The 22,512-nt window shown below is 64.1% G+C and carries 20 protein-coding genes and 2 riboswitches; of the genes, 14 read left to right on the top strand and 6 right to left on the bottom strand.

Features of this window, described 5'->3' with window-relative positions; translation table 11 throughout:
• Window positions 1–325: 325 nt before the first annotated feature.
• The 3 genes from M529_RS38315 (at window position 326) to M529_RS50595 (ending at window position 5,421) form a co-directional block, all read left to right on the top strand.
• Window positions 326–3,649 carry a glycosyltransferase gene (locus M529_RS38315; RefSeq protein WP_152522610.1) on the top strand — a complete coding sequence of 1,108 codons (3,324 nt, stop codon included), beginning with the start codon at window positions 326–328 and terminating at the stop codon, window positions 3,647–3,649.
• Window positions 3,650–3,711: 62 nt separating this feature from the next.
• On the top strand, window positions 3,712–4,638 hold the full coding sequence (locus tag M529_RS38310) for a hypothetical protein (protein WP_152522609.1): 927 nt from the start codon (window positions 3,712–3,714) through the stop codon (window positions 4,636–4,638).
• 21 nt (window positions 4,639–4,659) lie between these two features.
• Window positions 4,660–5,421, top strand: a complete 762-nt coding sequence (locus M529_RS50595) for a CatB-related O-acetyltransferase (protein WP_021318583.1) — start codon at window positions 4,660–4,662, stop codon at window positions 5,419–5,421.
• A 600-nt stretch (window positions 5,422–6,021) separates the two neighbouring features.
• On the opposite strand, the gene hemN is transcribed toward M529_RS50595, so the two are convergent.
• Entirely contained in the window at window positions 6,022–7,329 is a 1,308-nt protein-coding gene (hemN, locus tag M529_RS38300; protein ID WP_031295088.1) for an oxygen-independent coproporphyrinogen III oxidase, read from the bottom strand.
• 130 nt (window positions 7,330–7,459) lie between these two features.
• On the opposite strand from hemN, the gene M529_RS38295 reads away from it, so the two are divergent.
• Together M529_RS38295 and M529_RS38290 are read left to right on the top strand one after the other, a co-directional pair.
• Window positions 7,460–8,122: an OmpW/AlkL family protein gene (locus M529_RS38295; RefSeq protein ID WP_021318581.1), complete on the top strand. Its 663-nt coding sequence runs from the start codon at window positions 7,460–7,462 to the stop codon at window positions 8,120–8,122.
• A gap of 112 nt (window positions 8,123–8,234) precedes the next feature.
• Complete coding sequence (locus M529_RS38290; protein WP_021318580.1) at window positions 8,235–9,242, top strand: 2-hydroxyacid dehydrogenase; 1,008 nt, start codon at window positions 8,235–8,237, stop codon at window positions 9,240–9,242.
• A 24-nt stretch (window positions 9,243–9,266) separates the two neighbouring features.
• On the opposite strand, the gene M529_RS38285 is transcribed toward M529_RS38290, so the two are convergent.
• Both M529_RS38285 and M529_RS38280 read right to left on the bottom strand, forming a co-directional pair.
• Complete coding sequence (locus M529_RS38285) at window positions 9,267–9,764, bottom strand: GNAT family N-acetyltransferase (protein ID WP_021318579.1); 498 nt, start codon at window positions 9,762–9,764, stop codon at window positions 9,267–9,269.
• Between the two features lie 16 nt (window positions 9,765–9,780).
• Window positions 9,781–10,143 (bottom strand): hypothetical protein, encoded by a 363-nt coding sequence (locus M529_RS38280; RefSeq protein ID WP_021318578.1) that lies wholly within the window; start codon window positions 10,141–10,143, stop codon window positions 9,781–9,783.
• Window positions 10,144–10,261: 118 nt separating this feature from the next.
• On the opposite strand from M529_RS38280, the gene M529_RS38275 reads away from it, so the two are divergent.
• From M529_RS38275 to M529_RS38250, 6 genes are all read left to right on the top strand, one after another.
• Window positions 10,262–11,077, top strand: coding sequence for a universal stress protein (locus tag M529_RS38275; protein ID WP_021318577.1), 816 nt, complete (start codon window positions 10,262–10,264; stop codon window positions 11,075–11,077).
• 20 nt (window positions 11,078–11,097) lie between these two features.
• A complete protein-coding gene (locus tag M529_RS38270) occupies window positions 11,098–12,243 on the top strand; it encodes a sensor histidine kinase (protein WP_021318576.1) in 1,146 nt (381 codons plus the stop codon).
• Window positions 12,244–12,258: 15 nt separating this feature from the next.
• Window positions 12,259–12,870, top strand: coding sequence for a response regulator FixJ (gene fixJ, locus M529_RS38265; protein WP_021318575.1), 612 nt, complete (start codon window positions 12,259–12,261; stop codon window positions 12,868–12,870).
• A gap of 37 nt (window positions 12,871–12,907) precedes the next feature.
• Window positions 12,908–13,606, top strand: a complete 699-nt coding sequence (locus tag M529_RS49280; RefSeq protein ID WP_161626359.1) for a sulfotransferase family protein — start codon at window positions 12,908–12,910, stop codon at window positions 13,604–13,606.
• Between the two features lie 67 nt (window positions 13,607–13,673).
• On the top strand, window positions 13,674–14,621 hold the full coding sequence (locus M529_RS38255) for a hypothetical protein (RefSeq protein WP_021318573.1): 948 nt from the start codon (window positions 13,674–13,676) through the stop codon (window positions 14,619–14,621).
• Window positions 14,622–14,836: 215 nt separating this feature from the next.
• Complete coding sequence (locus M529_RS38250) at window positions 14,837–15,904, top strand: hypothetical protein (protein WP_021318572.1); 1,068 nt, start codon at window positions 14,837–14,839, stop codon at window positions 15,902–15,904.
• A gap of 25 nt (window positions 15,905–15,929) precedes the next feature.
• Here M529_RS38250 and M529_RS38245 read toward each other — a convergent pair whose 3' ends face one another.
• Genes M529_RS38245 through M529_RS38235 form a run of 3 tightly spaced genes read right to left on the bottom strand, consistent with a single transcriptional unit; the run spans window position 15,930 to window position 18,399 of the window.
• Window positions 15,930–17,234 (bottom strand): cobyrinate a,c-diamide synthase, encoded by a 1,305-nt coding sequence (locus tag M529_RS38245; protein WP_021318571.1) that lies wholly within the window; start codon window positions 17,232–17,234, stop codon window positions 15,930–15,932.
• Complete coding sequence (gene cobO, locus M529_RS38240) at window positions 17,231–17,833, bottom strand: cob(I)yrinic acid a,c-diamide adenosyltransferase (protein ID WP_021318570.1); 603 nt, start codon at window positions 17,831–17,833, stop codon at window positions 17,231–17,233. The genes M529_RS38245 and cobO overlap by 4 nt, the downstream gene beginning before the upstream one ends.
• Entirely contained in the window at window positions 17,830–18,399 is a 570-nt protein-coding gene (locus M529_RS38235; RefSeq protein ID WP_021318569.1) for a hypothetical protein, read from the bottom strand. Before M529_RS38235 ends, cobO begins: the two co-directional genes overlap by 4 nt.
• A gap of 180 nt (window positions 18,400–18,579) precedes the next feature.
• Window positions 18,580–18,787, bottom strand: a riboswitch (cobalamin riboswitch).
• 59 nt (window positions 18,788–18,846) lie between these two features.
• Window positions 18,847–19,036, top strand: a riboswitch (cobalamin riboswitch).
• A gap of 160 nt (window positions 19,037–19,196) precedes the next feature.
• Here M529_RS38235 and M529_RS38230 point away from each other — a divergent pair.
• From M529_RS38230 to cobT, 3 genes are all read left to right on the top strand, one after another.
• Window positions 19,197–21,113, top strand: a complete 1,917-nt coding sequence (locus M529_RS38230) for a TonB-dependent receptor plug domain-containing protein (protein WP_021318568.1) — start codon at window positions 19,197–19,199, stop codon at window positions 21,111–21,113.
• The gene (locus M529_RS38225) at window positions 21,113–21,520 is read left to right on the top strand and encodes a DUF1636 domain-containing protein (RefSeq protein WP_021318567.1); all 408 of its coding nucleotides are present in this window, start codon (window positions 21,113–21,115) and stop codon (window positions 21,518–21,520) included. The genes M529_RS38230 and M529_RS38225 overlap by 1 nt, the downstream gene beginning before the upstream one ends.
• A partial coding sequence (gene cobT / locus M529_RS38220) for a nicotinate-nucleotide--dimethylbenzimidazole phosphoribosyltransferase (protein WP_021318566.1) occupies window positions 21,517–22,512 on the top strand: 996 nt, incomplete at its 3' end. The genes M529_RS38225 and cobT, both read left to right, overlap by 4 nt.

Here is a 22,512-nt window from a genome sequence, read left to right as displayed (position 1 = left end):
ATTTTACGTAAAGATTACGGCAGGGTTTCAGCAGTTTTCCTTCACAATCAATCCATTGAGGAAATCTTCTTGTCTTAAAAGCGCCACAAGTTAGTAGCTACATCCGCCTAGCAACAAGCGGGCCGGGATCGCGCGGAAAGAATCGGGGGAACGGGGGTCGAGCGCTTTTTTGCACTTGCTTTGTCTTCGTTGCCGGATCAGGCTGCCTCTACCTACCAATCTTGGGAAATACCCATTTCCGGAACACCATACCGGATCGGCTTCGGGGGAGGCTGCAGGAAGATGCGGGCTAAAGGCATCTATTTTGGGATTGTGAGGCGAAGTGGTGAACGACATTTTGCTCAAGGGCGTTGTTTCGGCGGAGGATGTGGGGCGCGTCAAGGAATCGGGCCTCTTCGACGAAAAATGGTATCTTGAAACCTATCCGGATGTGCCGCTCCTGGGCATGGACCCGGTCGAGCATTACCTGTGGCTCGGCGCGCGCCTGAATCGCGATCCTTCACCGACCTTCAGCACGGTCGGCTATCTCACCGTCAATCCGGATGTCGGCGAGGCCGGCATGAACCCTCTGCTTCATTATGCGAGAAGCGGCCGGCGGGAAGGGCGCAAGACAGCGCCCCGGCGCCGCGCCTCGGCGCCGGAAGCATGGCGGGCGGGCGGCGTTGCGGCGATCGACACCGCGCCGTCGGTGCTGCTGTGCGCGCATGAGGTGAATGCGCAGATGTTCGGCGGGGAACGCAGTTTCATCGATGTGCTCGACGGGCTCTCGCAGATGCGGCTCAATGTCTATGTCGCGATCCCGAACGAGGGAAATCCGGACTATGTGGAACTGCTGCGGACGAAATCCTGCGGCGTCTTCTCCTTTCCCTATTTCCAGTGGTCGAAGAGCCGCAAGCCCGACGAGGCCTCGATCGAGGATTTCACCTACATCATCGAGAACTGCAATATCAGCTTGGTCTACTGCAACACGATCGTGCTGGTCGATCCACTGATTGCCGCGCGGCGCGCGAATCGCGTGACGGCCGTCCACGCGCGAGAGCTGATCGACCATGATGAGCATCTGTGCGCCCGGATGGGGCTGACCGCCGACGAGATCATCGCGCGCATCCTGAAGCAGACCGACTATGTTGTCGCCAATTCGGCGGCTACCCAGAAGCTCTTTGTCGACAGCCGCCGCAGCTTCCACGTCCCCAATGTGGCGCGGATCGATTCGCTCGACATGCCCAATCCGGTGGGCGAGCAGCTGGTGTTCGGCATCGTCAGCAGCAACATCCCCAAGAAGGGGATCGCCGATTTTGTCGAAGTGGCCCGCCGCGCTCAGGAAAAGGCGCCCAACGCCCGCTTCCGCGTCATCGGCCCGGAAAACGACTATGTGGCGGAGCTCAAGGCGGCGGGCATTCCGGACAATCTGGAATTTGCCGGCTATGCCACCTCCCCGGCCGAGGCGATGGCGCAGGTCAATGTCGTGCTCGCCCTGTCGCACTTCGCCGAATCCTTCGGTCGGACGGTGGCGGAGGCCCAGGCGGCGCGCCGTCCGGTCATCGGCTATCGCTGGGGCGCGGTGCCCGAACTCGTCGACGAAGGCCAGACCGGCTTCCTGGTGCCCTATAAGGATGTCGATGCCGTCGTCGCCCGGGTGGTGAGGTTCTGCGACAACCCGGCCCTCGTGGCCTCGATGGGCGAGGCAGGGCGCGAGAAGATTCTGCGCCAGTTTGCACCAGTGGTCCTGCGCAATACGCTGCGCCATGCCCTGACGGCGATGCTGGCCGAGGAGATTCCGTTGCGCGCCGACGCCAATCGGCGCCTGACCATCATCGTGCCGGTCTATAACGCGCCCGACGCTGTGGAACGCTGCCTCGAATCAGTGCGGCTCAAGACCGACCTCAGCCGCGACCGCGTCCTCATGATCAACGACGGCAGCAGCGACCCGCGGGTCAAGCCGCTGCTCGACCGGTTCGCGCTCTATCCGGGCTTCACCCTGCTCACCAATCCGCAGAATATGGGCTATACCCGGACGATCAACCGCGGCATCCGTTGGGCCAGCGAGGATGACATCCTGCTGCTCAACAGCGACACCATCGTCCATGACGGCTGGATCGCGGGCATGCGCAAGATCGCACTCGGCACGCCCAAGGCCGGCACCGTGACGGCGATGGGCGACAATAGCGGCGCCTTCTCCTTCCCCACCCCCAATGTCATGAACCCCAAGCCGGAAGGCATGAGTTACGACGATTGGGCAAAACATATCATCAGCTTCACCCAGGTCTCTGACCCGATCGACGTGCCGACCGGCAACGGTTTCTGCATGTATATCCGGCGCGACCTGATGGACCATATCGGCCTGTTCGACGAAGAGGCCTTCCCGCGCGGCTATGGCGAGGAAAACGATTTCTGCATGCGGACGATCAAGGCGGGGTGGAAGAATTTCATCTCCCCCCACGCCTATGTCTTCCACCAGCGCACCGCGAGCTTCGGCTCGGAGAAGGAAGGGCTGATGAAGACCGCTATGGAGATCGTGAACACCCGCCATCCCGATTATGCGCGGCGGGTGAAGACGGCTTTCTCCTCCGGCCGCATGAAGAATCTCCGTGCACTGGCGCAAAAGGCCTATGACCAGGCGACGCCCTATTCCGAACCGGCGTGGAAGGGTGTCCCCGCAGGCGAACCCGTGGAGCCGGGGCGGCACCGGGTGGGGCCGGAGCGCCGCTTCCTGGGCCTCAACCAGATGATGATCGACTGGCACGGGCTGCGTAGCCAGGCGCCGCAGCGCGATCCCGATCTCGTCTCGATCATCGTGTGCGTTTACAACCAATATTCGCTGACCAACAAATGCCTGAACGCCCTCGTCCGCCATTGCGGGCGCTCCAGGATCGAAGTGATCATGGTAAACAATGCGAGCGACGAGGAGACCTCCGGCCTGCTCGACAGCTGGGCGGAGCGCGACGGGCGCATCACGGTCATCCACAATTACGACAATCTCAACTTCTCGCTCGGCAACAATATCGGTTTCGCTGCGTCGCATGGCGGCAAGGTCGTGTTCCTCAACAACGACACCGAAGTGCAAGCGGGCTGGCTGGAGCCGCTGCTGGCGCCGCTGGACGATCCCGAGGTCATGGGCACGCAGCCCAAGCTGCTCTATGCCGACGGCCGTATCCAGTGCATGGGCGTGGTCTTCTCGGACAAGAGCCCGCTCGGCTATCCCATCTATGTCGACGAGCCCAGCGACTCCCCGCTGGCCGGCAGCAATCGGCGATTCCGGGCGATCACGGGCGCCTGCTTCGCGATGCGCGCGGTTGATTTCGCCACGGTCGGCGGCTTCGACACGGTCTTCATCAACGGCCAGGAGGATATCGACCTCTGCTATCGCCTCGGCCATGGGAAGAATGTGTTCGAATATGTCGCCGCCTCGGTCGTCACCCATCATGAGGGGCGGACCAAGGGGCGTGGCAAATATATCTTGCACAACCGTCACAGCTATGTAGCGCGCTGGAACGCGGCTTTTGGCGGCGACGATGTCGACCATTATGAGGCGGACGGCTTTGTCGTTGCCGAATATGTGATCGACCGGCCTGAATTGGAGGAGATGGGGATCGCCTGCTGGAGGCCGCGGATTGAAGCGAAGGATGATGCGCAGGAGCGGGCTGCCTAGGCAGAGGGATGCGAATCCACCGATCGCTGAGCGAGGAATGAACTGCCGGAGATCATAACGGAATGGCCAAAACTCTCTATCTGCATGTCGGTCACGGGAAGACTGGCAGCAGTTATATTCAGTCTATCTTGTCTACGCATCGGCAGCGAATTCTAGGAAACCTGGGTATCAATTATCCCGTTGTTGAAAGCGACCGGTCATCGGAAGGGAAAATTTCATCCGGTAATGGCGCAATATTTCTGCGCGATCCAGGAAATCCCGAGCACGTCGATTGCGGATCGGGGGATGGTTCCGTGCTGTATAGCTCCGAGTTTCTCTTTGCTGTTCAGAAAAACTGGCTCAACCGTCAGGTGATCGATCAACTCCTTACTAAGTTTGATTGTATTAATGTACTGATATTCATACGAAATCCGGACGAGATGCTATCTTCGGCCTATCAGCAATCGGTGAAGCGTGGCGGCTATACGGATACTATAGAAAAATATAGCGAAACATTCAATTTTTTCCGGGATGTGGAGATTTTTCTCAAGAAGCTGGACCAGTTGCCGGGCATCCATCCCACAGTCTACAATTATTCGTTCGGCAGAAGCCGAGTCGCATCGCTTCTTTCCAAATGGTTGGGTAGCAATGAAGTGCTAGATGTGTCTTTTCCGCCCATTAATCGTTCCCTCACCTATGCGGAGATTGCTCTGCAGCGTGAAATCAATGTGTTCTTTGGTAAGTCTGGCGATCTGGTGGCGGACGAACTGTGCGAAAGGCTGCCCGAATTGCGTTCAGACGTCATCCGTCCCAACAGGGACGCGTGGCTTGCCTTTCGCGCCAAGAACCTGCCTACGATCCAGGAGATCAATAATCTGGTGCCTCTCGCTGAGCGGCTTGCCTTCGAGGAAGAACTGGACCGGGCTAAGCCCATGCAAGCCACTTTGGATGTTGCACAAATTCAAGTTATCGCTCAATCTCTCTTCGGCAAGCTTGTCCGGAAAGCCTGAGCTGTCGGAGGACAAGGGAAAATGGAAGTTCGCAACGCTGCTCCGGAAGCCGTCAATATCTTGAGAAAATTCGGGGTTAATCACAACCTCTCGTCGAAGGATATTACCCGCTTCTGGGGTGATATCGAAGCACCGACCCGTATTTCTGAAACCCGAATCTTTCACGACTTCTCGATCGGGGCCTTCTCCTATGTCAGCGGTGGATTCCTATATCACACCCATATTGGCCGCTATAGCTCGCTTTCGAATGGGCTGCACATCGGCCAGGGTAATCATCCGGTCGATTGGCTGAGCACCCATCCTTTTCAGTATCAGCCCGGTATTTTCGATCTCCATACCGACTATGAGTTCAAGGAACAGTATGATGCTGACCGGTTCAACCACGTCAAGAACGCCGTTCTAGACCGGCCCAAGCCGACCTACATCGGCAACGACTGCTGGATTGCGCATGGAGTCTATATCAAGAATGGTGTGACGATTGGCGATGGGGCCGTCGTCGGCGCACGCAGCGTGGTGACCAAGGACATCCCGCCCTATGCCATGGCGGTGGGATCGCCGGCGAAGGTCATCAAGTACCGGTTCGATGATCTGCTTGTCGAGCGTCTGCTGCGCCTGCAATGGTGGCGTTTCGCGCCCTGGCAATTGCGCGAACTGGATCTGTCTCATCCGTCCCGTGCGCTCGATGGCCTTGAGGATTTGATTGCCGAAGGCTTGGAAGAGTATCGACCGGAGCGGTTGTCTGTGGTGAAACGTGGGGCACCGAAGGCTGAGCCGGCTCCCTAGAGTTTTCCAAGCATTCGGAATCGGTTGTTGATTAGGAATCGCATAGATACGAGAAATTAGAGTAGCGGATTTGATGCAATCAGATCGTAAGCCGTTATAGCACTGTTTTGGCAGAAGTGTAATTTTTGCTAAAGTAGTGCTAGGATCAAGCCGCCGATTGATCAGCTAGGTTCGACCGAATATCGCCGCCAGTACAAATCAGTTACGCCAGCGGATCATTGCTTTTCCGGCACGCAAACCTCCTTGAAGAGACAAGCCTGACGCGGTCGCCTCGGTATCTCTCGAGACGCGATCCTGCCGAATTGCCCTGTATTTGGGCAATAATCTGGCGCGGCTGGGCCGCCAACAAAAAAATCCACATGGAGATTAGAAAGCTTGAATCAACCCTCTTGTCATCCGCCAAACCCATCCTTCCGCCGCGAGCACAATCCCACGTGACAGGCGGCGTCCGGTGCCCGAGGGGCGTCGGGCTTGCGACCGCCCGGTTCGGGCCAGCCGGGCGGGATGGGACCGCAATACTGCATCGAAGTGCGCGCGTCGGCGGGCCGTATGGCTCCAGCCGCGATGTTAAGGCAGGCCAGCGCAGCCAGGACGCATCGGCTATATCGCATGGCTGAACCGCTTTTCCTGCGGCAGCAGATAGCTGTCGAAACGGGCGGCGATGGCACGGGCATAGGGTAGGGCCTGCGCCGTCAGCACGATGCGGTCGGTACTTACATGCACCAGCCCCAGCGCCTCGAAACGGGACAGGTCCGGCATGGCCGTCGCCGATCCGACATGCGCCTCGCCGGTGCAGAGCAATGATTCGATGATGCGCCCGCGCCGCCGGTCCTCGCCGCTGCGTACTACGCCGCGCGCCGCCGGTAGCTTGCCTTCCGCCAGCAGCGCGCGATAGGCGCCCGCCTGCTTCTCGTTCTGGACGATCAGGTCGGGAAACTGGCTGATCGCGCTGGCGCCCAGTCCGATCAGCATGTCGGCGGGATCGTCGGTGAACCCCTGGAAATTCCGCCGCAATTGTCCGGTGGCTGCGGCGCGGGCCAGCGAATCCCCGGGTAGCGCGAAATGATCGAAGCCGATCGCGCGATAGCCCGCCGCGGTAAGCCGCCGATGGCCGTCCGCCGCCATGGCGAAGCGGGTAGGGAGGTCGGGCAGGTCGGTCGCATCGATCCTGCGCTGCCGCGGCAGCAGCCGCGGCATGTGCGCATAGCCGAACAGGGCGATGCGCGCCGGCGCCATGCGGATCGCGATGTCCAACGTGGCGTCCAGATCCTCCCGCCCCTGCCCGGGCAGGCCGTACATGAGGTCGAATCCGGTGGCGATTCCCGCCCGCGCGAACCCTTCCACCGCGCGTTCGACCATCTCGACCGGCTGGACGCGGCCGATGCGCGTCTGCACATGCGGTGTGAAGGTCTGGACGCCGAGGTTGACCCGGTCCACGCCCATCGCCGCCATCGCCGCGATCCATTGTCCGTCGAGCCTGCGCGGATCGAGCTCGACCGAGATCTCGGTGTCGTGCGCCTCGAAACAGAGCAGGAGCTGCTGAAGCAGGCGCACGAAGTCGACCAGCGGCAGCGAATTGGGACTGCCGCCGCCGAAGGCGATGCGCCGGACCTTGCCACGGCCGCCCAGCCGTCGGGCCACCAGCGCGATCTCCCGCTCCAGCGCCTCGACATAGGCGGACAGGCGCTGGGCGCGGTTCGCAGCGCCGGTGTTGCACCCGCAATACCAGCAGATGTCGTGGCAATAGGGGATGTGGACATAGAGCGAGAGCGGGGCTTGCGCGTCCACGGTGTCCAGCCGGGCGGCCATGTCCGGCGCACCGACGTCGCCGGTGAACTGCGCGGCGGTGGGATAGCTGGTGTAGCGCGGCACCGGCTGGGCGAGCAGATCGGGATGATAGGTCCACATGAAGGATGTGATCGCAGGCCAGGCCGTCGCTCGCATTGCGCCAGGTCAAATCGCGGCTTGCGCGGGATCAATGCCGGGAAGCGGCGCAAGGCGCAGAACAGGATCACCAATCAGGGAAGGAGACCCCGCCATGACCATCAAGACCATCCTGCTGGGCGCCGCCGCCGCTGTCGCCGCTCTGGCATCCCCGGCGCAGGCGAAGCAGGGCGACGTGCTGATCCGCCTGCGCGGCATCGTCGTCGCGCCCAATGAGAAGAGCGGCAGCGTGCTGCCCGCCTTCCCCGGCGAAAAGGTCGGCATCGACAATGCCGTTACGCCGGAAATCGACTTCACCTATATGGCGACCGACCATATCGGCTTCGAACTGATCGCCGCCACCACCAAGCACAGCGCGAGCGGCCGCACCGGCACGACCGGCGGCATCGGCAAGCTCGCCTCCACCTGGGTGCTGCCGCCGACGCTGACGGCGCAGTATCATTTCGTGCCGGAGGGCAAGGTGCGCCCCTATGTAGGCGCCGGCATCAACTACACGCTGTTCTACAATGAGGACGCGTCCAAGGCGCTGGAAGGCGCGGTCGGCAAGACCAAGGTGCACATGTCCGACAGCTTCGGCTGGGCTGCGCAGGCCGGCGTGGATATCGACCTCACCGACAAGGTCTTTCTGAATTTCGACGTCAAATATATCGACATCGACACCAATACGCGGCTCAGCACGACCGCTGCGGGCGTGCAGAAGGTCCATGTGGAGATCGACCCGCTGGTCTTCGGCGTAGGGCTCGGCATGCGCTTTTGATACCGGCAGGGCGCCGTCGCCTGGCGGCGCCCTGCCTCATCCGATCCGATGTTTCTGCCCTGCCGTCGGACCGGACCATTGACCCGCCGCCGGGCCGTGCCACAATGCCGGGATGCGCGTCGCGATCTTCGGCACCAAGGGCTACGACCGGCAGTTCCTGAACCGGGCCAATGCCGCGCACGGGCATGACCTTCATTTCCTGGAGCCCCGGCTGGACGAGAGCACCGCGCCGCTGGCGCAGGGCTTTCCGGCCGTCTGCGTCTTCGTCAACGACCGGGTCGACGCCGCCGTGCTGGAGCGGCTGGCGGCGCAGGGCACGCGGCTCGTGGCGTTGCGCTGCGCGGGCTACAACAATGTGGATCTCAGGGCGGCGGCGCGGCTGGGCATCGCCGTGGTGCGGGTGCCGGCCTATTCGCCCCATGCCGTCGCGGAGTTCACCATCGCACTGCTGCTGGCGCTCGACCGCAAGGTGCATCGCGCCTGGGCGCGGGTGCGGGAGAATAATTTCGCGCTGGATGGTCTGATCGGCCGTAACCTGCACGGCCGCGCAGCGGGCGTCATCGGTACCGGGCGGATCGGTGCGCTGGTGGCGCGCTCGCTGCGGCTGGGCTTCGGCTGCGAGGTGCTGGCGAGCGACGTCGTCGAAGATCCGGAACTGGTGGCGATGGGCGTTTCCTATGTGCCGCCTGCCGAACTGCTGGAACGGGCCGAGATCGTCTCGCTGCATTGCCCGCTGACGCCGCAGACCCGCCATATCATCGACGCCGATGCGATCGCGAAGGCGCGCGAGGGGCTGGTGATCGTCAACACCAGCCGCGGTGCGCTGATTGACACGCGGGCGCTGATCGCCGGGCTCAAGGCCCGCAGAATCGGCGGCGTCGCGCTCGACGTCTATGAGCAGGAGGCCGACCTGTTCTTCGAGGACCTGTCGGACGAGATCATCGAGGACGATGATTTCCAGCGCCTGCTGACCTTCCCCAACGTCCTCGTTACCGGGCACCAGGCCTTCCTGACGCAGGAGGCGCTGGAGGGCATCGCTGAAACGACGCTGGGGAACATCGCTGGTTTCGAGGCGGGGAGGCCGCTTGCGAACAGCGTAGATCCGGCGATGGTGCGGTAGCGCCCCTCCCGGCCGGCGCCCCGTTCAGAAACAGCGCTCCAGCATCACCAGCGTCGCGTCGCCCTCCACGGCGCGCGCGGAGAAGCCCTTCTCCCGCTCCAGCGAGATCGCGGCATGGTTCTCCCGGCTTTCGATCGAACGAAGTCGGCGGATCCCCCAGTGCCGGGCCTCGGCGGCCGCATGATCGAGCAGTGTCCAGCCGATGCCGCGCCCCTTATAGTCGGCGTCGATGGAGATCGCGACCTCGGCGGTCTCGCCGGTCCGGTCTGCCGCCAGCGTGGCGGCGGCGATGATCTCGTCCGTGCCGGGCAGGAAGGCGAGGAAGGTTTCGCGCCGGTGATAGTCGAAGTCGGTGATGTCCTTCGCCTGCGCCGCCGTCAGATGCCGGATCGAGGACAGGAAGCGGAAGCGCCGGTCCTCGTCCGATACCCTGTCGAAGAACTCGACCACTGCTCGGGCATCGGCGGGCGTGGCGGGACGGACCGCGAGGCGGAAGCCGGCGCGGGTTTCGAGTTGGATCATGGACAAGTCCTTTCGTTCAGGCGGGCGCGAGGCCCTTGACCAGGAAGGGAAGCTGGGCGCCATCGGGCTCCGTCAGCGTCAGGTAGCTGCCCGGACGGATGGCGTGCGCGTCCAGCCGGAATATCCTTTCGTCATCCTCCTCCCCCGGCGCGTAGGATAGCACCCACCCCTCCGGGGTCCGGAGCAGGTAACCGTGCCGATCTGGCTCGTTCGGCCAGAAGCGGCGGGCGGTCGCCAGCTCCGGATGGCTCCGATATTCCTGCTCATTGATTAGCCCGTCACGTTGTAGCGGCAGTCGGAGCACGTAGCTGCGCGCCGCCGAGCCATTGGGGAAATCCTCCGTGCGAGCCAGTTCCAGGCGTATCGTCGTCCATGTCATGGCCTCTCTTTCCGATTTCAGGGCGTCCGAAGAAATAAGGACTATCCCTGATGGTGCGATCCCCGACCCCCGGCCTAGTGAAAAGCTATCGGAAGCACCGCTCAGAAAGGCCCGGGCCATGAAATCGATACTGCTTCATATCCATGACGATCTGGGTCAGGAAAGCCGGCTGCAGGCCGCCTTCGACCTCGCGCGGGCAACCGCCGCCCATATTCGCTGCGTCCAGGTGACGATGCTGCCGGATCTGGTGGCGGCCGATCTCTATGGCGGCGCGGGCTTCGCGCCGACGATCATGGCCGAATTGAAGGAGATCGATTGCAAGGCCCAGGCAGAGGTCGAGGCACGGATGGCGCGGGAAGGCGTGCAGTGGGACTGGATGCAGTGCGAGGGCGAGGCCGTGCGCGGAATCCTGTCCGCCGCACGGCTGTCCGATCTGATCGTCGCGACCCTGCCGCGGGGACCGCGCCGCAGTATGCGCGACCCGCTTGCGATTGTGCCGGATCTGGCGCTGGGCGGCCGCGTGCCCGTGCTGGGCGTGCCGCAGGCGGCGACCCGCTTCGCCGTCACCGGTCGGGCGTTGGTCGCCTGGGACGGATCGCAGGAAGCGGCGGCCGCGCTCCGCTCCGCCGTGCCGCTGCTCAGGCTGGCGGAGGCGGTGCTGGTCGTGACCGTCGAGGAGGGCGGAAAGGATGTCTTCCCGGCCACCGACGCGCTGGAATATCTTTCCCGCCATGGCGTCGAGGCCGAGCTGCGCAGCTGGCCGCGGCAGGGGGAAGCTGTCGACGAGGCGCTGATGCGCGCCGTGGGCGCTCTCGCCGTCGACTGGATCGTGATGGGCGCCTATGGCCACAGCCGGTTGCGTGAGACGGTATTCGGCGGAGTCACCCGCCGGCTGCTGCGCGACGCGCCGATCCCGCTCTTGCTGGCGCACTGAAAGGGCGGCATGATCGTGCCATGGCGGTGGCGGACGACGAGACGGAAGGACTGAGCGCACGCGCGCACAGCCTGGAGCAGGCGTTGCTGGGATCGATCCTGGCGACGGTGCCTGATGCGCTGATCGTCATCGACATGGCGGGGCACATCGTGTCCTTCGGTGCGGCGGCGCAGCGCATGTTCCAATATGCCGAAAGCGACGTGCTGGGCGAGAATATCTCGATGCTGATGCCGTCCCCCGACCGGGAGCGGCATGACGGCTATATCAGCCATTATCTGACCACCGGCGAGCGGCGGATCATTGGCATCGGCCGGCTGACCAGCGCGCGGCGCCGGGACGGATCGACCTTTCCCATCGAACTGTCGGTAGGCGAGGTGCAGGATGGGACACGGCGGTTGTTCACCGGCTTCATCCGCGACCTCACGGAACGGCAGCAGGCCGAGCGGCGCGTCGCCGACCTCCAGTCGGAACTGGCCCATGCCAGTCGCGTGACGGCGATGGGCACGCTGGCCTCCGCCCTGGCGCACGAGCTGAACCAGCCGCTGACCGCGATCGCCAACTATATGGAGGCGGGACGTGACCTTCTGGACGCCGAGGGGCCGGTCGACCGGGACATGCTGCGCGAAGCCATGGACGAAAGCGCGAACCAGGCGCTGCGGGCGGGCGAGATCATCCGCTCTCTGCGGGAGTTCATCCGCCAGGGCGAGACGCTGCGCCAGCCCGAGGCGTTGCGCGCCGCGCTGGCCGAAAGCGTGGCGCTGGCCTTCATCGGCGTGGACAGCCGGGGCATCGACATGGACATCAGCGTCGATCGCCGGGCGGACAAGGTGCTGGTCAACCGGGTGCAGCTGCAGCAGGTGATCGTGAACCTGGTCAAGAATGCGGTGGAGGCGATGCAGAACCGCCCAGCGCGCATCCTGCGCCTGACCGCCGCGCCGGCCGAAGACGGCCGGGTGGAAGTGGTCGTCGCCGACAGCGGGCCGGGGCTGGACCCGGAAATGTCGCGCACGCTCTTCACCCCCTTCACCACCACCAAGGCGCAGGGCATGGGCCTCGGCCTCTCGATCAGCCAGACCATCGTGGAGGGGCATGGCGGCCGCATCTGGGCCACGCCCTCGCAATGGGGCGGCACCGCCTTCCACTTCACCCTGGACGCCGTGGACTAGCAACGGAAGACCGGTATGAGCGAACCCTACACCATCTATGTCGTGGACGATGACGAGGCGATCCGCCGTTCGCTGTCCTTCATGCTCAAGACCAGCGGCTATGCCGTGCGGTTGTTCGCGGGCGGGCTGGAGTTCCTGAAGGAGGCGGGCGCGCTGCCGCGCGGCTGTGTGCTGCTCGATGTGCGCATGCCCGACATTGACGGGCTGGAGGTGCAGCGGGAACTGCGCGCGCGGGGTGTCACCCTGCCGGTCGTGATCATGACCGGCCATGGCGATGTCGACATGGCCGTCGCGGCGATGAAGTCCGGCGCCAGCGACTTCATCGAAAAGCCCTTCGAAAAAGCAGCGCTGCTGGCCTGTATCGATGCCGCCAAGACGCTGTCGCTGGCCGAGCGCGGCGCCATGGCGCGCGCGGAGGAGGCGCGGGCGCGGCTCAACGTGCTGACGGAACGGGAACGCGAGGTGCTGGACGGGCTGGTGCAGGGACTGCCCAACAAGACCATCGCCTATGACCTGGGGATCAGTCCGCGGACGGTGGAGATCCACCGCGCCAATGTGATGCAGAAACTGGACGTCCGCAGCCTGGCCGAAGCGCTGCGGATTGCCTTCCATGCGGGGGTGGGATAGCAGCATATCCTATAGTGCGAAGGGGGAGCCAGTTTCTGTGACGAACGCCTATCCCAATATTGAATTGTTCCATGTGCACATTCCGAAAACCGCTGGATCAAGCTTAAATCATACTTTCGAGAAGGCATATGGCGCCGCTTTCTGCCGCCACGATCCCGATCGGCTGAAGCGTGATACTGGGGTTCGCCTGGCTGCGTCGCACACTACTCTGGCAAGTGCTCTGCCCAAATTCCCAAACGCCCGTTTTATCACGGTTCTTCGCGAACCCGAATCCCGCTTCAAATCGGCGTTTCGCCACCTCTTCGCGCGCAGGAAGTGGCCCGATTATGCGTCGATTGGCCCAATCATCGAGCGCCTCGTAGATGCCGATGGCTATTTCGTGGCCGATGAGGATCTCATCTTCGGCGATGAGTTTCGGGACAGGTTCGATAATCTGGAGGTCCGTTACCTCTCGCCGTCTCCCATTAGGGGCCGGGTGTCGTACGAGGACCGTCAGAACACCATAGCAGGACTCAACCGGTTCTATAGGATCCTCTTTCAGGGCAATTTCAATCAAGATGTGACGAGCCTGTTCGCCGATCTTGGCCAGGCTGGAGTGCCGCCCGAAGATCGCAATCACGCGAAGAGCAAAATTCCCCTCTGGGATAAGCTGCCGCCGGTGCTGGAAGCCTATCTCGAACATGATCATGCCGTGTACGCCGCAGCCCTGGAGCGCCCGCAGCCGGAGAAGGCCTAGGATCAGGATAGACGCTACGATCAGCGAAGCGCGATCTGCTCCGCTCCCCTTCTGACAGGAATGATCCATGGAAATCCTTGTAATAGGAACTTCCAATACCATCGTGAAGGGAGGGTGGTTCGACAGTTTCACGTCATCCGTCGGAATGTCCGTCACGCGCATCGCCTTGGGCGGTGCGCCTTTCCTTCAGTTCATGGACGTGTCTGGGCGCGTAAAGAGCAATGACTATCGAGCGATCGTCGTGGAAACATCGCCGAACGATGAATCTTATCCAAGCTCGGTCGGAAGCGCTTGGACGTTCGATAAACTGTATCACGATTTCATCGTCAGCCTGAACAGTATTGCACCGGTATTCGTCCTCCGGATTCCTCCACAGGACAAGTGGCGATCGAATTCCCCCATAGCATCACGCCAGAAGCACATCTGCGAGTTGGCGGGGGCGCATTATTTCGACGCGACAGACGTCATGCTCCAGTCTTCCCGGGAAATGGGAGCCGAGGTCTACCGGGACAAATATCATCCGACGACGCCTGTTGCCGCCCGCGTGGGCGCGCATCTTTCGGACTTTATCCGGGGCTCCAATTTTCGTCCGAGAAGGACGGCCAGGCCCTGCATCGTGGGATCCTATGCTCTCAGGAAGATAGACGAGTTCGGCCTCGAGGCCGTGAGTTTTTCCAACAGCCTGGTGTCGGAAGATTTTTCGATCATCCCCTTGGGCGGCAAGGTCGTGTTCGATAAGCCGATATTCTGTTTAGGTTTCTGGATGCTGTCCGGCAGGACGAATGCCATGGTAAGGTTCGAGGGGCCGAGGGAGAGTCGGGATATATTGTGCCGATACAGGGGTGTCCCTTCCGTGGGCGCCGTCCAGTTCGTCCCCATCACGGACGGGTTCATGGCCAAGTCCATATCCGTCATCAAGCCATGGGAGAGCCTGAGGTTTGGCCTTCACAGCGAACCGATTCCCCCGCCGTTCGAATTCGGCTTGAGCGGCCTGTTGCACTATATCCCCGCCTAGCCCAAGGCCCGGCCGCGGATGATCGGCTCTCGGCGTTGCCTTTGAGAATCCGCGCTATTAGTGTTTCCCGGATCGATGCGGAATGCCATCGGTCGCCTGGACATAATATTCAGGAGTGGTTTCCGTTCACTGGGGGAATACATGCAGGATCACCATAGAGCATCAATGCGATAATGATCGAAGATAAAATCTCATCACATGGATATGGTGATAAAATGAAATGCATCCTCCACATCGGAACCGAAAAGACCGGGACGACGCTCATTCAGGAATGGTTGTATCACAACAAGGACGCGCTGCAGAAGCAGGGTGTCGGCCTGAGCAGTGTCATAGCGTATCCCAATAACAGGAAGCTGGTCGCCTATTTTCAGAATCACTATGATGACTTCTGTCGTAATCACAAGATAACCAATGAGGCGGAAAAGGCGGAATTTTTCAAAGGGCTTCTGGACGACTTCAGAAATGAAGTGGAAGGATTAAAAGGAAAATGCGACCGCTTTGTCATCACGTCGGAGCATTTTCATAGCCGGCTGATCGATATCGATTCGATATATCGCCTGAAGGAGTTTCTGTCCTCCATATTCGACGAAATCATCGTGGTCTGCTATTTCCGGGAACAATCCGCGGTCAGGACGTCGCTCTATTCCACGGCCATCCGGGGCGGATTCGCCGGTACCATCGCTGACTTCCAGCGGGACGTCGACGATAGCAACCATTACTATAATTATTATGAAATGTTCTCGAAATGGCGCGAGGTCTTTGGCGCAGAGGCGCTTCGGCCGACCATCTTCGGCAAGAGCAATTTCGTCGATGGCGACATCAGGGTGGATCTTCTCAAGAAGATCAATCCGGATATCGCGGTCGAGACGATGGATTATACCGTCGAAAAGGCGAACGAGAAAATCCCGCCGCTTGCCGCCGCAGTCATGAGTTCGGTGAATGCCATCGTGCAAACCGATGCTTCCGACATGGCATTGCGGAAAATCCGTAACAAGGTGAACCGGCTTGCGTCCCGGATGACCGACCTGCAGATCGGCGAGAATATCGATCCCGACAATATCGCCTTCTACGACCGGTTCTACGAGAGCAACAAGCTGTTCTTCAAGGAGTTTTTCAATCAGGAGGATGGCTGCTTCAACAGGCCGATCCAGATGAAGCAGAGCCTGATCATCGAGGACATGGTCGGTTTCGTTTCCACCCTCACAAGGGAACTGCTGACCATCGCCATCAGCGAGCGGACCACCGAGGCCGCGCGCCGGCCGCCCTCGAAGCGGCCGGCCTGAGAGGTCCTGCGAGGATCGCTGGCTCTCATCTGTCGGCCCGCAGGAACAGCGCGGCCGCTGCCCGGGGATCGGACGGGAAGTAGAAATGCACATAGCTGGCGAGCAATGATCCGGCGCGGTACACGGCCTCGCCCGGCCGTCCCTGGCGGTCGGTAGCGCGGGCCAGCGGCTGCGCCTGCGTGTCCAGCCGCGAATAATGAAAGCTGTGGCCGCGCAGCGTGCCGATGCCCGGCACCGTAACCTGTTGCAGCGCCAGCGCGGCCAGCTTCGGCTGCATCGTCGCTTCGCCCGGAAGCAACCCCGCCATCGGTGCGCGGCATCCGTCCGTATCGGTCAACGCCTCTGTGCAATAGAGCATGCCGCCGCATTCGGCGAGGATCGGCCTGCCTGCCTCATGATGCGCCCTCACCGCCGCGATCATGGCGGTATTAGCCGATAGCCGGTCGAGATGCAGCTCGGGATAGCCGCCCGGCAGCCATAGCGCGTCGCAGGGCGGCAGCGCCTCGTCCGCCAGCGGCGAAAAGAAGGAAAGGCGGGCGCCCATCGTTTCCAGCAGCGTGCAGTTGGCGGGGTAGAGGAAGGCGAAGGCGGCATCGCGCGCCACCGCAATGCGGCACCCGTCCAGCACGTGCGGAGCAGTCGCCGGGGTGCCGGGCGCCGGGAACGCCACAGGATCGGGCAGCCACAGCGCGCCCTCCGGCAGCAGCGCCGCCGCGCGCGCGATCCGCTGGTCCAGGTCGCCGACCTCCTGCGCCTGCATCAGCCCCAGATGGCGTTCCGGCAGCGTCATCGTCTCGTCGCGGGGCAGCGCGCCGAGCCATGCCACGCCCTGCCTCAGGCTGCCTTCCAGCATCGCCGCATGGCGCTCGCCCGCCACGCGGTTCGCCAGCACCGCGGCGACGCGGATGTCATCGCGATAGCTTGCCAGCCCGTGGACGATAGCGCCAAAGCTCTGCGCCATCGCCGATCCGTCCACCACCGCGAGCACCGGCAGGCCGAACAAGGCGGCGAGGTCGGCGGCGGAGGGATCGCCGTCGAACAGGCCCATCACCCCCTCGATCAGGATCAGGTCCGCGTCCTGCGCAGCCTCGTGCAGCAGGCGGCGGCAGTCCGCCTCGCCGCCCATGAACAGGTCGAGCTGGTGGACCGTGGCACCGCTCGCCTGCTCCAGGATCATGGGGTCCAGAAAATCGGGGCCGCATTTGAAGACGCGCACCCGCCGCCCCGCGTCGCGATGGCGCCGGGCGAGGGCGGCGGTGATCGTCGTCTTCCCCTGGTTGGATGCGGGCGCCGCCACCAGCAGGGCGGGGCAGCGCGCCGCATGGCTCACAGGTCGATGCCCTGCTGCGCCCGCACCCCGGCGCGGAAGGCGTGCTTGACGTCGCGGATCGCGCTCACCGTATCGGCCGCCTCGATCAGCGCCTCGTCCGCAGCGCGGCCGGTGACGACGACATGCTGCATCGGCGGCCGGGCCAGGATCGGCGGCAGGATCTCCTCCAGCGCCAGATAGCGATAGGTGAGGAGATAGGTCAGCTCGTCCAGCACGACCAGGTGGATGGCGGGGTCGGCCAGCGCCGCCTTCGCCTTTTCCCAGCCCGCCCGCGCGGTCGCGATATCGCCCTGCCGGTCCTGCGTCTCCCAGGTGAAGCCCTCGCCGCAACGCTCCCAGGTGACGCCGGGATGCGCGGCGAAGAAGGCGCGCTCGCCCACTTCCTCCTTGCCCTTGATGAACTGGAAGATCGCGGCCCTGCGGCCATAGCCCAGGGTGCGCGCGACCATGCCGAAGGCGCTGGAGGACTTGCCCTTGCCATTGCCGGTGAGGACCAGAAGCAGCCCCTTGTCCTGCGTGGCGGCGGCGATGCGGGCGTCGACCACCGCCTTGTGCTTCTGCGTGCGCTCCTTGTGGCGCGCCTCTTCGTCGCCGCTCATGCGCGTTCGTCGTCCGTGCGTGGCTGCAGTAGCGCGACCAGCGCGTGCGCCGCTATGGCGAGGCTGGCCCAGATCAGCGTCGACCAGAGCATCGGCGGGAAATAGCGGGTCATGCGCGGCAGGAAGCCGGCGACCGAGGCATCGGGAAAGCGGCCGCTCAGGAAATAGAAGCCGCCGCTCGACAGCAGCTTGGCGGCGACCAGCGCCACCAGCATCGTGCCGACGATCGCCGGCAGCGCGCGGGCGCTCGCGCCGAAGCGGCGGGCGGAAAAGCGTCCCGCCAGCCACATCGCGCCATAGGCGGGCAGCAGCATCCAGTAGGCCGGGGTGAAGCAGAAGGACGTGCTGCCCTTGTTGCCGATCACCACCAGGTCGATCGCGAAGCCGAGCAGGAACAGCGCGGGAAAGGCGAGCCGCGCGCGGATGTAGAAGCCGGCGAGGAAGAAGCTGGCCCACACCGTGTCGGGCAGGTGGACGACATGGCTGATCCAGTGGGTGCGCGTCACCAGCATGACGGCGGCGAGGGCGGCGAACAGGGCGAAGTCGAATCGGGTCTGACGGACCATGGCAGGTCTCCGGCAATGGAAGAGGGTGGCGCGAAAGCGCGGCAGGAAGGCGGCGACGGGCCGAACCCGCGCGGCATTCTGTCAGCGATGAATCATGGCTCTGGCTCCCTTTCCGACGCATGCACGCATGTCGTCCGTCAAGGGTTCACCCTCGTCCGCCCGGTACATCCCGCCCGCGCGAAGGAACGACGGCAACGGGCCGGTTTCCTGACTTCCGGATCGTCGCGCGGTTCGCCGCCTTCTCGGAAGGAATGCCCTTCCAATGGCTCGATGGCGATGCGCTCTCCGGTCACAGTTGCGGGAGCAGTGCCGGCATCGACCCCCGCAAGGGGATCGCCCCGGACTTCCCGATTAAGCCCTTTCGGGCACCCGTAGCGACAGCTCCGATAAGCCAGCCGCGCGATCCGCGCAAGCATGCTGCCCTTGCGCCCCCGCTGCAGCACCGCTATCAGCCGCGCCGCGACAGGTTCCCCGCGAGGGGATCAAAAGGGAAGTCGGGTGAAAGACCCGCGCTGCCCCTGCAACTGTAAGCGGAGAGCCGGCCGGCCAACATGCCATTGGGGCGCAAGCCCTGAGAAGGCGGCCGAACCGGCATTGACCCGCGAGCCAGGAGACCTGCCCGTCGCGGTCGTTCTTCGTCCGGACAGGGTGTGCCGGCCGAACGGGGTCATCCCTGCGCAACGACAGCCATCGCCTCGCCGGCGGATCCGTGCGAGGGGCGACCTGTCGCGCCCGCGCGCACCGTTCCGCCCCTTCGCGTGCCTGCCGGAAAGGCCCGTTGTTAAGGGGTTGAACGAATGAGAATACAGAATTGCGTCGGTGCCCTCCTGCTGGCCGCCGGCCTCGTGCCGGGCGCCGCCTTCGCGGAGGAGCCGTCGGACGGCCTCGTCGTCACCGCGTTCCGCACGCCCGTGGCGGAGGATCGCGTCGCCTCCAGCGTCACCGTCCTCGACCAGGCGGCGATCGAGCAGCAGCAGCCGCTGGCGCTCACCGACCTGCTGGTGCGTACGCCGGGCATCAGCCTCAGCCGCAACGGCGGCTACGGCACGACCACCACGCTGCGCATTCGCGGCGCCGATTCGGGGCAGACGGTGATGGTGATCGACGGCATGCGCCTTGCCGATCCCTCCTCGACGGCGGGCGGCTACGGCTTCGCCAACCTGTTTATCGACGATCTGGCGCGCGTCGAAATCCTGCGCGGCCCGCAGGCGATCCTCTGGGGCAGCGACGCGATCGGCGGCGTCATCAACGTCCAGACCGCCAGGGCGACCAGGCCGATCGAGGGCAGCGCGTCCTTCGAGGCCGGCACCCATGAAACGCTCAGCGCCCGGGCGGCGGTAGGCGGCACCAGCGATTTCATCGACTGGCGCGTCTCGGGATCGACCTTCACCACCGACGGGATTTCCGCCCGCGCCAGCGGGACGGAGGATGACGGCTATCGCCGCAAGGCCGCCAGCGGATCGGCGACGCTGCATTTCGCGCCCACGGTCTCGCTCGACCTGCGCGGCTATTGGGCCGACGCGCGCAACGAATTCGACAGCACCAGCGGCGACGCGCCAGTCTATGGCACGACGCGCGAATGGTCGGCCTATGCCGGCCTGAACGTCGCGCTGCTGGATGGGCGCTTCCTCAACCGCCTCGCCATCCTCCACAGCGACACCGCGCGCGACAATTACGATCCGCGCCGCAAGCTGCGGCCGCTCAATTTCGACGCGGACGGGCGCGTGCGCCGCTACGAATATCAGGGCACCTTCACCGCATCGGATGCGGTGCAGCTGGTGTTCGGCGCCGAGCGGGAGGAGCAGCGCATGACCAATGCGTCGCCCGCCGATACCGCCGCCCCCTATGCGCGGCTGCCCAGCGAGGCGAACACCAACAGCGTCTACGGCCAGGTCCGCCTGACGCTGGTGGAGGGCCTCACCGTCAATGGCGGCGTCCGCCACGACGACCAGTCGCGCTTCGGCGGCAACACGGTGGCCAGCGCGGGCGCCGCCTGGTCGGTCGCGCGTACCGGCACGCGGCTGCGCGCCAGCTATGACGAAGGCTACAAGGCGCCGTCGCTCTACCAGCTGTTCAGCCTATACGGTTCGACCGCGCTCAGGCCCGAGGAGGCGAAGGGCTGGGAAGCGGGCATCGACCAGAAGCTGGGCGACATCCTGACCCTCTCGGCCACTTGGTTCGAGCGCAAGACCGACAATCTGATCGACTTCGCCTATTGTCCAACCGCCGGCACGCTGCCGGAGGTCTGCTATGTGCCCGGCACGGACGAGACGCGCTTCGGCTACTACGCCAACGTGCGCAAGAGCCACGCCAAGGGGATCGAGCTGGGCGCGTCGCTCAATTGGCGCGGCCTGTTCGCGACCGGCAATTACAGCCGGATCGTGGCAGAAGACCGCACGCCGGGCGCCACCTATGGCGTCCAGCTTGCCCGCGTGCCCCGCAACCTCGCCAATGGCGAGCTGGGCTATGCCTTCCCCTTCGGCCTGAAGGCGAGCGTCGCTGTCCGTTATTCCGGGCGCACCTTCGATCGGGCGGGCAGCAGCCTGCGGCTCGACGACTATTGGCTGACCGACCTGCGCGCCGAATGGAAACTGCTGGAGGGCCTTACCCTCTACGGCCGGGTCGAAAATGTCGGCGACGTCGATTACCAGACGGCGAACGGCTATGGCAGCCTCGGTCGCACGGTCTACGCCGGCATCCGGAGCCGCTTCTGATGCTGCGGCGCGCGGGGGACGGGCCTTCGGTGGTGGTCTGCACCACCTGCCGCCTGTCGACGGATCATCGCGAGGACGGGGAGGGGCAGCGCGGCGGCGCGCTGCTCTCCCGCGCGCTGCGGGAAGCGCAGGCCGCCGATCCCGCCTATGCCGGCATTGGCGTGGAGGACATGCCCTGCCTCTTCGCCTGCACCCGGCATTGCGCGGTCCATATCCGCGCGCCCGGGAAGATGGGCTATGTGCTGGGCGGCTTCACGCCCGGCCCGGATGCGGCCCGCGCTCTCCTCGACTATGCGGCGCGCCACGCCGCCAGCGAGGAGGGCGTGGTCCGCTACGCCGATTGGCCCGAAGGCGTGAAGGGTCATTTCATCGTCCGCGTCCCGCCCGAAGGCTTCGTCGTGTCATGATCCGCTTCGCCGATCCCTCCGCCTTCGCTGAGGCCCTCGCATCGCTGCCCACCGCGAACCCGGCGGCGATCGAGGCTGCCGCCGCACGGCAGGCGCAGCTCACCAAACCCGCCGGATCGCTTGGCCGGCTGGAGGAGATCGCGCTCTTCCTGGCCGGCTGGCAGGGCCGGGAGCGCCCGCGGCTGGACATGGTTCGCGCCGCCGTCTTCGCCGGCAATCATGGCGTCGCCGCGCGCGGAGTCAGCGCCTTCCCCGCCGATGTCACCGTGCAGATGGTCGCGAACTTCCGGGCCGGGGGCGCGGCGATCAATGCGCTGGCGCGGGCGGCCGGGGCGGAACTGGCCGTGGTCCCGCTCGATCTCGACCGGCCGACCGGAGACATTGCCGTCGAGCCGGCGATGAGCGAGGCGGAGTGCCTCGCCGCGCTCAATGCCGGGGCCGCCGTGGTCGCGCCACGCACCGACCTGCTGTTCGTGGGGGAAATGGGCATCGCCAACACCACACCTGCCGCAGCTCTGTGCGCTCAGGCCTTAGGCGGCGACGCGGAGGCATGGGTCGGAACGGGCACGGGCGTCGACCGGTCCGGCCTCGCGCGCAAAATGGAAGCGGTCGCGCTGGCGTTGGCGCTGCACGCTCCTTTCTGCACGTCGCCGTTCGAAACGCTGCGTCGGCTCGGCGGGCGGGAGATCGCGGCGATGGCGGGCGCGATCCTCGCTGCGCGGCTCCTGCGCGTGCCGGTGCTGCTGGATGGGTATATCTGCTGTGCGGCCATCGCGCCTCTCGCGGCGGCCAATCCTGCCTTCACCCAACATTGCCTTGCGGCGCATTGCTCGGCCGAAGCCGCGCATGACCGGCTGCTCGGCCATGTCGGGCTGGAGCCGCTGCTGCGGCTCGGCATGCGGCTGGGCGAAGGGACCGGCGCGGCGGTGGCGGTGCAGCTCGTGCGGGCGGCGCTCGCCGCGCATGACGGCATGGCGACCTTTGCCGAAGCG

The sequence above is a fragment of the Sphingobium ummariense RL-3 genome (assembly GCF_000447205.1).
Lineage (GTDB): Bacteria > Pseudomonadota > Alphaproteobacteria > Sphingomonadales > Sphingomonadaceae > Sphingobium > Sphingobium ummariense.
The sequence above is the reverse complement of the archived record's forward strand: the minus strand, read 5'-3'. Positions and strand labels throughout refer to the sequence as shown.